This window comes from Bacillus sp. NH11B (genome assembly GCF_001884205.1).
Classification (GTDB): domain Bacteria; phylum Bacillota; class Bacilli; order Bacillales; family Bacillaceae_G; genus Bacillus_A; species Bacillus_A proteolyticus.
Genome location: NZ_MAOG01000009.1, coordinates 1 through 11,370, shown reverse-complemented (window position 1 = coordinate 11,370; position 11,370 = coordinate 1). Strand labels below are relative to the sequence as shown.

The following is an 11,370-nucleotide window of genomic DNA, read 5'->3' as shown; positions in this document are numbered from 1 at the left end:
CTTAGGATCAGCAAGCGGAGCAGTAGTATTAACAGCATTAATCGTATTTCTTTCAAGCGTATTAGTATAATAAAAATTTTGTAACAAAAACAAAAGAAGGGAGAATGAGGAATATGAACAAGGAACAAGTATTACAAGTAACAAAAATGGATATTTTAGTATCAGCAGGTGGAGCAGCAGTGTTAACAGCGTTTATTATATTCCTTACAAATGTATTAGTATGAGACATATAAATACAATCATCCAAAACAAATAAAGACTCTAGCATATTAGTAAGTAGTTAATATGTTGGGGTCTTTTTTGTTTTCTTCTATATATCCCTCCAAGTATTAATAGTTCCCCTTTACTTTAAAGAGAAAAAAGTCGAATTTTATATGTAAGAAAAAAAGAGGAATTTGACAGAAAAGATAGAAAATTTTAAAGGTCAGAATTTGTTAGCTTGCTAACTAATTTCTATTAACGAATGTTGGAAGCGTTTTCGGTTAGGTTTAATTATGGACCATTTAATCTATTTACAGGGGGATGAGGAATTTATGAAACAAAAATCTATGGATACGCTAGCTGCACAAATGGAGGACTTTTTTCCGGTACGCGATGTAGATCATTTGGAATTTTACGTAGGGAATGCAAAGCAATCAAGTTATTATCTTGCGAGAGCATTTGGATTCAAAATTGTAGCTTATTCTGGATTAGAAACAGGAAACCGTGAAAAGGTATCTTATGTTCTTGTGCAAAAAAATATGCGTTTTGTTGTGTCTGGAGCTTTAAGTAGCGATAGCCGTATTGCAGAGTTTGTAAAGACTCATGGTGATGGGGTGAAAGATGTGGCTTTACTTGTTGATGACGTTGATAAAGCCTACTCTGAAGCGGTGAAGCGTGGCGCTGTTGCGATTGCTCCACCTGAGGAGTTAACAGATGAGGACGGTACATTGAAAAAAGCGGTTATTGGTACGTATGGTGATACAATTCACACGCTTGTAGAGCGTAAAAATTATAAAGGAACATTTATGCCAGGATTCCAAAAGGTTGAGTTTAATATTCCATTTGAAGAGTCTGGTTTAATTGCTGTAGACCATGTAGTTGGTAACGTTGAGAAAATGGAAGAGTGGGTTAGTTATTACGAGAATGTTATGGGCTTTAAACAAATGATCCATTTCGACGATGATGATATTAGTACAGAGTATTCGGCGTTAATGTCAAAAGTTATGACGAATGGAAGTCGTATTAAGTTCCCTATTAACGAACCAGCAGATGGAAAGAGAAAATCACAAATTCAAGAATATCTTGAATTCTATAATGGAGCGGGTGTACAGCATCTTGCTTTATTAACAAGTGACATTGTGAAAACAATTGAAGTACTTCGTGCAAATGGCGTTGAGTTTTTAGATACGCCGGATACGTATTACGATGAGTTAACTGCGCGAGTGGGGAAAATTGATGAAGAAATTGATAAATTAAAAGAATTAAAGATTTTAGTAGATCGTGATGATGAAGGTTACTTACTGCAAATCTTTACGAAACCAATTGTAGATCGTCCAACTTTATTTATTGAGATTATCCAACGTAAAGGTTCTCGTGGATTTGGTGAAGGGAACTTTAAAGCGTTATTCGAATCAATTGAAAGAGAACAAGAGCGCCGCGGGAACTTATAGAATTTGTATCCACCAGCAAGAGGTCCTTTGCTGGTGGAAATTTCATTTTCATAGGGAGGAATCATGATGAAATTTGTTACATTCCGTCTCCCTTCAAAGGAAATGCGAGCTGGATGGCTTGAAGGTGACAAAGTAATCGATATGAATCTTGCTAGTGATGGAAAATTACCTTCTTCAATGTTCGCCTTTTTAGAGAAAGCGGATGAGTATGTAGAAGTAGTACGTAATATTAAGAATCCGGAAAAGGGTATATATTCCTTAGGGGAAGTACAACTCGCTGCGGCTATTCCTAATCCGAGTAGCATTCGAGATTTTTATGCATTTGAGCAGCATGTAAAAACAGCCCGCGGACGAAGAGGGTTAGATGTTGTACCTGAATGGTATGATATCCCGGTTTTTTATTTTACTAACCACCGTGCTGTTATTGGACCAGATGATTTTGTTACTGGGCCGAAGAAGTCTCAAAAGCTTGATTATGAGTTAGAGATTGCTTGCGTAATTGGGAAAGAAGGACGAAACATTTCTCGTGAGCAAGCAGAGGAATATATTTTTGGTTACTGCATTATGAACGACTGGAGTGCAAGGGACTTACAAGCAACAGAAATGAAAGTAGGACTCGGCCCAGCAAAAGGAAAAGATTTTGCAACTTCATTAGGAGCGTATCTCGTTACGAAAGAGGAATTAGACGTTTATCGTAACGGTGATCGTTATGATTTAGAGATGACTGCTCATGTAAATGGAAAGATATTATCAAAGGGAAATTTCCAAGATATTTATTATACATTCGCTGAAATGATTGAACGTGCTTCGGAAGACGTTACGTTATATCCAGGAGATGTGATTGGTTCTGGGACAGTAGGAACAGGATGTATTTTAGAACTTGGTACAGAAGAATGGCTACAAGATGGAGATGTTGTAGAGCTGTCGATTACTGGTTTAGGTACGTTACGTAATACGGTCAAAAAAGACATGAAAGCAGGTGATGGGCATGTTTTATCGTCACATGGGGGAGCTACCTCATAAACGACATGTACAATTTCGTAAAAAAGATGGATCGCTTTATCGTGAGCAGGTAATGGGGACAAAAGGTTTCTCTGGTACCCAGTCTATTTTGTATCATCATTATATGCCAACAGAAGTAGGGCATGCGGCATTATCGCATTCTTGTCAGTTACAGTATGAAGAGGATGTTGCTCTCGCTCATCGCCACTTCCGTACGAAAGAAAATAAAAAAACAGGTGATGCAGTAAGCGGAAGAAACTTTATGCTTGGGAATGAGGATTTATTAATTGGAGTAGTGACTCCAACAGAAAAAATGGATTATTTTTACCGTAATGGTGATGGCGATGAAATGTTATTTGTTCATTATGGAACAGGAAAAATTGAAACGATGTTTGGAACGATTCACTATAGAAAAGGTGATTATGTAACAATTCCAATTGGAACGATTTATCGTGTTATTCCAGATGAGGGGGAGACTAAGTTTCTTGTTGTAGAGGCAAATAGCCAAATTACAACACCAAGTCGCTATCGCAATGAATATGGGCAATTGTTAGAACATAGTCCGTTTTGTGAAAGAGATATGCGTGGACCGGAGAAATTGGAGACATATGATGAAAAAGGTGAGTTTGTCGTAATGACAAAGTCGAGAGGTTATATGCATAAGCATGTTTTAGGGCACCATCCGTTAGATGTTGTTGGATGGGATGGTTATTTATATCCGTGGGTCTTTAATGTGGAGGATTTTGAACCAATTACAGGTCGTATTCATCAGCCACCACCAGTACATCAAACATTCGAAGGGCATAATTTCGTCATTTGCTCTTTCGTACCGCGTTTATACGATTATCATCCAGAATCTATTCCGGCACCATATTATCATAGTAATGTGAATAGTGATGAAGTGCTGTACTATGTAGAAGGTAACTTTATGAGCCGAAAAGGTGTAGAAGAAGGTTCTATTACCCTTCATCCAAGCGGGATCCCGCATGGGCCACATCCAGGGAAAACAGAAGCGAGTATAGGAAAGAAAGAGACACTTGAACTGGCTGTTATGATAGATACATTCCGTCCGCTTCGTATTGTAAAACAAGCACATGAGACGGAAGATGAAAAATATATGTATAGCTGGATTGAAGAGGGTTCATATACTGTGAAATAAGTAAAAAGAGGCATGCTCACTAAGGGAGCATGCCTCTTTTATGGAATCGACATGTATAATAATACCAAAAAAAAATATAGAAAGATATATAGAAAGAATGATAAAGATGGTGCATATTCAGAAGAATTTCTACTTATTTCGACAAAAGTATTGACTGGAAAAAGTGTTATGAGTAAAATGAAAAAGCAAATTAAAAATTTTCAGAAAATTTAAAACTTGGAGGAGCATGCTATGAAGCAAATTTTTCAAAAGAAGCCTCTTGCAAAGTTAATGCAAGAAAGTAAGCAAAAGACGTTAGCAAGAACACTGGGCGCATTGGATTTAACTATGCTTGGAATTGGGGCAATTGTTGGAACAGGTATTTTTGTTTTAACGGGCGTGGTAGCAGCGAAACATTCTGGACCAGCTATTATATTATCGTTTGCGATAGCCGCGTTAGCCTGTGCATTTGCTGCATTTTGTTACGCTGAATTTGCTTCTTCAGTTCCTGTCTCCGGCAGTGTGTATACGTATACGTACGCGACGATGGGGGAAGTATTCGCATTTTTAATTGGATGGGATTTAATGCTTGAGTATTTACTAGCTACCTCTGCTGTAGCAAATGGGTGGTCCGCCTATTTTCAATCTTTATTAAAGGGATTTGGGATCCATATTCCTACCATTCTCTCCTCGGCCCCTGGTACAGGAAAGGGTGGAATAATTGATTTACCCGCAGTTCTCATTATTTTAGTGATGACGGTTCTTTTATCTAGAGGTGTTCGTGAAAGTGCACGTATAAATAATATTATGGTATTTATTAAATTAGCAGTTGTTCTTATTTTTATCTTTGCTGGTTTTAATTATGTGAAGCCCGAAAACTGGACGCCTTTTATGCCATTTGGTTTAGATGGTGTAATGGCTGGAGCAGCTACAGTTTTCTTCGCATTCATAGGATTTGATGCAGTCTCAACAGCTGCAGAAGAAGTGAAACGTCCACAACGTGATTTACCAATCGGCATTATCGCATCGTTATTAATTTGTACTGTTCTTTATATCGTTGTTTCACTTATTTTGACAGGAATTGTTCCATACGGACAGCTAAATATATCAGATCCAGTTGCTTTCGCACTTCAATTTATTGGACAAGATAGTTTGGCGGGAGTGATATCAGTAGGAGCAATTACAGGAATTACAACTGTAATGTTAGTTATGATGTATGGGCAAGTTCGTGTTTCATATGCAATGAGTCGTGATGGATTATTGCCGAAGCGTCTTGCTAAAGTTCATCCGAAATTTAAAACACCATTTTTAAATACATGGACAACAGGTATTATCGCAGCACTTATTTCAGGATTAATAGATTTAAATGTTTTAGCACACCTTGTAAATATGGGAACTTTGTCAGCCTTTGCACTTGTAGCTGTTGCTGTCATTGTGATGAGAAGAACTCATCCTGATTTACCAAGGTCGTTTAAGGCGCCGCTCGTACCATTTTTACCAGCGTTAACGGTAATTTTTTGTTTATACTTAATGCTTCAGTTATCCGGCACAGCTTGGATTAGTTTTGGTGTATGGATGGTTATCGGTATAGCAGTTTACTTTTTATATAGCCGAAAGCATAGTGCCCTAAATAATAGTAAAAAAGAAGAAGATGTAGCAAATTTATAAGTGGAAAAATCCATTCTAATTCTGTTAGAATGGATTTTTTAATTTGAAAATTTGCATTTTTCTGAATTTATTATAAGATAATTGTTGGTTAATTAAGGGGGTGGAAGTATGAAAAATACATGGCGTGAGTTAAGGGAGATGGATCGTAACGTATGGATTCGATTTATCGGTGAGACATTGAACGGAATTGCGATGATGATGTTAATGCCTTTTTTTGCACTATATTTAAAAGATAAGGTAGATTCTTTATTACAAGTTGGAATCATTATGGCGCTTTCTCCAATAGCTGCGAGTTTTGGCTCGCTTATAGGCGGAAGAATTGCCGATATATATGGAAGAAAGCCAATTATGATATTTTCGATGGCGAGTAATGCATTACTAATGCTCGGTTTTTTATTTATAGAAGGGTTTATTCCATATGCCATTTTATCTATTTTTTTAGGATTAAGTAATTCGCTATTTCACCCAGCGGCATCGGCGATGGTTGCAGATGTGACGGCGCCAGAAAAAAGAACAGAAGCATATGGTTTATTGCGAATGGGACACAATATTGGTGCTGCAATTGGACCGATAATGGGAGCATCAGTAGTTGTTTTATCAAAGAACCTCGTGTTTATTATTGCTTCATCCGCTATGTTGCTTTATGCACTACTAGTGTTAGTACTTATTAAAGAAACAATGCCAAAAATTACTGATATGACGGAAAAAAATAAAGAGAATGACTCTGGAGCAGTTTGGAAAATTTTGATGAGAGATAAGGCGTTAATGATTTATTTGTTAGCGGGGATCATTATTTCTATGGGGTTCTCTCAAACAGAAGGCATGTTGCCGCTGCACTTTGATAACGAAATGAAGGATATTTTTGGAGTCAACAACCCATACCCATATTTAATGGCATTAAATGGTCTATTAGTTGTTTTATTTCAATTTCAAATTTCAAAATGGGCGACAGATAAACCTGTCGGAAGGACGATGTTATACGGTGCGTGTTTGTTCGGAATTGGTTTGTTTTTTATAGGGTGGTTACCGAAGTGGTTTGGAGAGTTTGATACAAATGCTACAATTATTTTAATGACGTTAATGTTTGTTTATGCCATATATACGTTAGGCGAGATGATTATGTCGCCTGTACAGATGACGTTTGTAGCGAATTTGGCCCCTGAGCATTTGAGGGGAACCTATATGGGGGCGGCGAGTTTGCAGTGGATTACAGGAAGTGCATTCGGTCCACTTCTTGGTGGTTTTCTATTGGATCGTTTGCTTGGTCACTACTTATTTACGATTTTAAGTGTAGGGTGTGTAGTTGCAGGCTTTGTATATGTTTCTTTAGATCGTCTTATTGAGCAGAGGCAAAAAGATACGCTTAAAAAACAGTCTTCTTAATAAAATGAAACTTTAATCAGTTTTTTTTCATTCTCCACAAATGGTAGGATAATATAGATGACATACACAAAAAGTGGATCTCTACATATTTTAGGTACATAACCAGATTAGATAGCAATTTTACTTTAAAGTTTAATTTTGTTTAGGTGTGTAGAAAATTAAAGAGGAAAAGTGTAGAAAACCAATAAGTGGTGTCTTTTAATTATTTGTGGAAGTTACATTTTATTTCAAATAGGAACTACCTATTTTTATAAAAAGTGCTAAAATAGAAAAATGAAAACAATTGGTTAGGGTGATTTCAGTGACAAAAATTAAATTAGGTTTATTATATGGTGGAAAATCAGCTGAGCATCAAGTTTCGTTACAAACGGCTCTTGCTGCTATTAAAGCGTTAAATCAAGATAAATTCGAGGTTCATCCAATTTATATTACAGAACAAGGTCAATGGGTACGCGGTGAGCGTATTGAAGGTGAAGTAACAGATGTTGAAGTTTTAAAAATGAGCGGTGCAGAAAATGCGATTTCTCCGTTATCATTAAGCACGGAAATTATTCCATCTGAAACTTCTGAGGAAAATGCTATCGACGTTATTTTCCCATTACTACATGGACCAAACGGTGAGGATGGAACGGTTCAAGGATTATTAGAATTAATGAACATTCCTTATGTAGGAAATGGTGTTCTAGCATCATCTGCCGGTATGGATAAAGTTGTTATGAAAAATATCTTTGCAGAAGCTGGTTTAAAACAAGCGGAATATGCATCTTTCATTCGTAGTGCATGGGAAAAAAATCGCGAAGAGGCTTATGACAAAGTAGAAGAGAAGTTAGGATATCCTTGCTTCGTAAAACCAGCGAATCTTGGTTCAAGTGTTGGTATTAATAAATGTAAAAATCGTGAAGAACTTGAGAGTGCATTCGAAGAGGCATTCCAATTCGACCGCAAAATTATTGTAGAAGAAAATATCGTAGGTCGTGAAGTAGAAGTTGGTGTACTAGGTAACGATGAGCCGAAATGTTCAGTTGTAGGTGAAATCGTACCGAAAAAGGATTTCTATGACTATAAGTCGAAATACATCGATGGTGATACAGCGTTAATTATTCCGGCTGAAATGACAGAAGAAGAGTCTAATGTCATTAAGCGAGATGCAATTATTGCTTTCCAATCGTTAGATGGTGCTGGTTTAACAAGAGCCGATTTCTTCTTAACGAAGGACGGAGAAGTATATATTAACGAAGTGAACACAATGCCAGGATTTACGCCGTTTAGTATGTTCCCTTTATTATGGCAACATACTGGATTACCGTATCCAGAATTAATTGAAGAGCTAATTAATTTAGCAATTGAGCGTCACGAAGAAAAACAAAAAATTAAATATACAATCTAACAAAAAAGGAGGAAGCACTATTCGAAGGAATAGTGCTTCCTCTATGTAAGGAGTGTTTTCATGATAAACCGAACGTTAAAACAAGTAGAACAGATGATAAATGGTACTGAATTAGCAAAGCAGTATGAGGGAATTACTATAAAAGGAGTGTCTATTGATACGAGAAAAATTGAAAAGGGAAACTTATATGTTCCGATTCAAGGTGAACGTTTCGATGGACATGCTTTTGTAGATAAAGCTGTTGAAAGTGGAGCTGTTGCTACATTATGGATGAAAAGTGTAGCAAATCCGCCTGAGAATCTTCCTGTTATTTTTGTAGAGGATACGCTATCAGCGTTACAAATGTTAGCGAAAAATTATCGCGATCAACTGGATGTTAAAGTTGTTGGTGTAACAGGTAGTAACGGTAAAACGTCTACGAAAGATATTGTAACGAGTCTTCTTGCAACTAAATTTAAAGTTCAAAAAACAGAAGGTAATTTCAATAATCATATCGGCTTACCTCTTACTATTTTAAACCTAGAAGAAAATACAGAAGTAGCTGTATTAGAAATGGGTATGTCAAGCCGCGGAGAAATTGAATTCCTATCCAAGTTAGCTCGTCCTAATGCAGCTATTATCACGAATATTGGTGAGGCGCATTTAATGGATTTAGGCTCTCGTGAGGCAATTGCAGAAGCGAAGTTAGAAATTGTTACAGGCTTACAAGAAGGTGGAGTATTCGTATACAATGGAGATGAGCCATTATTAACGAATCGTGTTCCAGAAATGAATTTAGCAGCTGAAACAGTTACATTTGGTGATGCGAGAGCAAATGATTATTATCCAACTACTGTAACATTACAGGCAACTGGGACACACTTTAAGATGAACAGAGATGAAACTTTTTCATTCTATCTACCAGTACTAGGGAAGCATAATGTATATAATACACTTGCTTCAATGGCAATTGCGAAACATTTTGGTGTAACATGGGAAGAAATGAAAAAAGGTTTAGTAACACTTCAAATGACAGGCATGCGTATGGAAATTGTAAAAACAAATAGTGGTTTAACAATTATCAATGATGCTTATAATGCAAGTCCAACGGCTATGGAAGCAGCGTTCCACCTAATGAATGGTTTAGATGGATTTGCTAAAAAAATTGTTGTACTTGGTGATATGCTAGAACTTGGTGATCAAGAAGTACAATTCCATTATGAGGTAGGTAAATTAATCGACCCAGCAAAAATTTCATATGTATTCACATATGGTAGATTAGGGGCTCAAATTGCTGAAGGAGCGAAAATTAACTTTCCTAATGAACGTGTAAAGGCGTATGATAATAAAGAAGAGCTAGTAAAAGAGTTACAAGCAGTCGTTGATGTGAAAGATGTTGTATTAGTAAAAGCATCTCGCGGCATGAAATTAGAAGAAGTAATTACGATGTTGAAATAATTGGTGTATATAAATAGGGATGATAGCTACGAAAATAGAGGAAACTTATAATAAGCGCTTACAGTAAATATAAAAAAATAAAAGTGAAGAAAAAAGCTCTGAATATGAAAATAAGGTAACAGTTGGGTTTGCTTTTTGCACATACAAAACTTATAATTGATAAAGTGTAATAACGTTTAGAAGTATTTTCGTGTAGAAATACGCCCGTTTATATACGTGAGCATTCAGGAAAAGGGCTTTTCCGCCAATTCGGAAAATGCCTTTTTTTAAATGATAAGTATAGGATAGAAAAGGAGAAGTAACATTGACAACATTTCGAGAATTAGGATTAAGTGAATCTTTATTGCAATCTGTTGAAAGTATGGGCTTTGAAGAGGCTACGCCGATTCAAGCTGAAACAATCCCGCATGCATTGCAAGGTAAAGATATTATTGGGCAAGCGCAAACAGGTACAGGGAAAACAGCAGCATTTGGATTACCGCTATTAGATAAAGTAGATACTCGTAAAGAAGCAGTTCAAGGTATTGTTATCGCGCCAACGCGTGAATTAGCAATCCAAGTTGGAGAAGAGCTATACAAAATTGGTAAACATAAACGTGTTCGTATTTTACCAATTTACGGTGGTCAAGATATTAACCGCCAAATTCGTGCTCTAAAAAAACACCCACACATTATTGTTGGTACGCCGGGTCGTATTTTAGATCATATTAACCGTAAAACACTTCGCCTGCAAAACGTTGAGACTGTTGTTCTTGATGAAGCGGATGAAATGTTAAACATGGGCTTCATTGAAGATATTGAAGCGATTTTAACAGATGTACCAGAAACACATCAAACATTATTATTCTCAGCGACAATGCCAGATCCAATCCGTCGTATTGCTGAGCGTTTCATGACTGAGCCTCAACACATTAAAGTAAAAGCAAAAGAAGTAACAATGCCAAACATTCAGCAGTTCTATTTAGAAGTGCAAGAAAAGAAAAAGTTTGACGTATTAACACGCTTACTAGATATTCAATCTCCAGAGCTTGCGATTGTATTCGGTCGTACAAAGCGTCGTGTTGATGAATTATCAGAAGCATTAAACTTACGTGGTTATGCAGCAGAAGGTATTCATGGTGATTTAACACAAGCGAAACGTATGTCTGTATTACGTAAATTTAAAGAAGGTGCTATTGAAGTTCTTGTTGCAACAGACGTTGCTGCACGTGGTCTTGATATTTCAGGTGTAACACACGTATACAACTTCGATATCCCACAAGATCCAGAATCATACGTTCACCGTATCGGTCGTACTGGCCGTGCAGGTAAAAAAGGTATTGCAATGCTATTTGTAACACCACGTGAATCAGGACAATTAAAAAATATCGAGCGTACAACAAAACGTAAAGTTGATCGTATGGAAGCACCGACACTTGACGAGGCATTAGAAGGTCAACAACGTTTAATCGCTGAAAAACTTCAAAGCACAATTGAAAATGATAACTTATCATACTACAAGCGTATTGCAGAAGAAATGTTAGAAGAGAATGACTCTGTAACAGTAGTAGCTGCTGCTTTAAAAATGATGACAAAAGAGCCAGATACAACACCAATCGCTTTAACGTCAGAACCACCAGTTGTTTCAAGAGGTGGCGGTTCTAAAAAACGCGGTGGTAACGGAGGCGGATACCGTGATGGTAACCGTAATCGTAGTCGTGATG

Annotated in this window: 10 protein-coding genes; all 10 read left to right on the top strand. The window is 36.9% G+C overall.

All coding sequences use genetic code 11. The features are described from left to right. A partial coding sequence (locus tag BAU27_RS30630; protein ID WP_116733457.1) for a DUF3948 family protein occupies positions 1 to 70 on the top strand: 70 nt, incomplete at its 5' end. A 43-nt stretch (positions 71 to 113) separates the two neighbouring features. Further along, entirely contained in the window at positions 114 to 224 is a 111-nt protein-coding gene (locus tag BAU27_RS00285) for a DUF3948 family protein (protein WP_002113412.1), read from the top strand. Positions 225 to 533: 309 nt separating this feature from the next. Continuing rightward, positions 534 to 1,652: a 4-hydroxyphenylpyruvate dioxygenase gene (gene hppD, locus BAU27_RS00280; RefSeq protein WP_071744531.1), complete on the top strand. Its 1,119-nt coding sequence runs from the start codon at positions 534 to 536 to the stop codon at positions 1,650 to 1,652. 66 nt (positions 1,653 to 1,718) lie between these two features. Beyond that, positions 1,719 to 2,675 carry a fumarylacetoacetate hydrolase family protein gene (locus BAU27_RS00275; protein ID WP_071769809.1) on the top strand — a complete coding sequence of 319 codons (957 nt, stop codon included), beginning with the start codon at positions 1,719 to 1,721 and terminating at the stop codon, positions 2,673 to 2,675. Then, positions 2,641 to 3,813 carry a homogentisate 1,2-dioxygenase gene (locus tag BAU27_RS00270; protein WP_071744533.1) on the top strand — a complete coding sequence of 391 codons (1,173 nt, stop codon included), beginning with the start codon at positions 2,641 to 2,643 and terminating at the stop codon, positions 3,811 to 3,813. Before BAU27_RS00275 ends, BAU27_RS00270 begins: the two co-directional genes overlap by 35 nt. 231 nt (positions 3,814 to 4,044) lie before the next feature. Next, positions 4,045 to 5,460 (top strand): branched-chain amino acid transporter BcaP, encoded by a 1,416-nt coding sequence (gene bcaP, locus BAU27_RS00260; RefSeq protein WP_071744534.1) that lies wholly within the window; start codon positions 4,045 to 4,047, stop codon positions 5,458 to 5,460. Positions 5,461 to 5,568: 108 nt separating this feature from the next. Next, a complete protein-coding gene (locus tag BAU27_RS00255) occupies positions 5,569 to 6,843 on the top strand; it encodes an MDR family MFS transporter (protein WP_071769807.1) in 1,275 nt (424 codons plus the stop codon). Positions 6,844 to 7,144: 301 nt separating this feature from the next. Then, complete coding sequence (locus BAU27_RS00250) at positions 7,145 to 8,230, top strand: D-alanine--D-alanine ligase (RefSeq protein ID WP_071769806.1); 1,086 nt, start codon at positions 7,145 to 7,147, stop codon at positions 8,228 to 8,230. A gap of 60 nt (positions 8,231 to 8,290) precedes the next feature. Then, complete coding sequence (murF, locus tag BAU27_RS00245) at positions 8,291 to 9,667, top strand: UDP-N-acetylmuramoyl-tripeptide--D-alanyl-D-alanine ligase (protein WP_071769805.1); 1,377 nt, start codon at positions 8,291 to 8,293, stop codon at positions 9,665 to 9,667. 304 nt (positions 9,668 to 9,971) lie between these two features. Further along, positions 9,972 to 11,370, top strand: a 1,399-nt coding sequence (cshA, locus tag BAU27_RS00240) for a degradosome RNA helicase CshA (RefSeq protein WP_071769804.1), incomplete at its 3' end; no start/stop codon positions are given.

What these genes read in the sequence shown, in the direction of transcription:
- BAU27_RS00285 (WP_002113412.1), top strand. Translation starts at nt 114, where the DNA reads ATGAACAAGGAACAAGTATTACAAGTAACAAAAATGGATATTTTAGTA.
- hppD (WP_071744531.1), top strand. Translation starts at nt 534, where the DNA reads ATGAAACAAAAATCTATGGATACGCTAGCTGCACAAATGGAGGACTTT.
- BAU27_RS00275 (WP_071769809.1), top strand. Translation starts at nt 1,719, where the DNA reads ATGAAATTTGTTACATTCCGTCTCCCTTCAAAGGAAATGCGAGCTGGA.
- BAU27_RS00270 (WP_071744533.1), top strand. Translation starts at nt 2,641, where the DNA reads ATGTTTTATCGTCACATGGGGGAGCTACCTCATAAACGACATGTACAA.
- bcaP (WP_071744534.1), top strand. Translation starts at nt 4,045, where the DNA reads ATGAAGCAAATTTTTCAAAAGAAGCCTCTTGCAAAGTTAATGCAAGAA.
- BAU27_RS00255 (WP_071769807.1), top strand. Translation starts at nt 5,569, where the DNA reads ATGAAAAATACATGGCGTGAGTTAAGGGAGATGGATCGTAACGTATGG.
- murF (WP_071769805.1), top strand. Translation starts at nt 8,291, where the DNA reads ATGATAAACCGAACGTTAAAACAAGTAGAACAGATGATAAATGGTACT.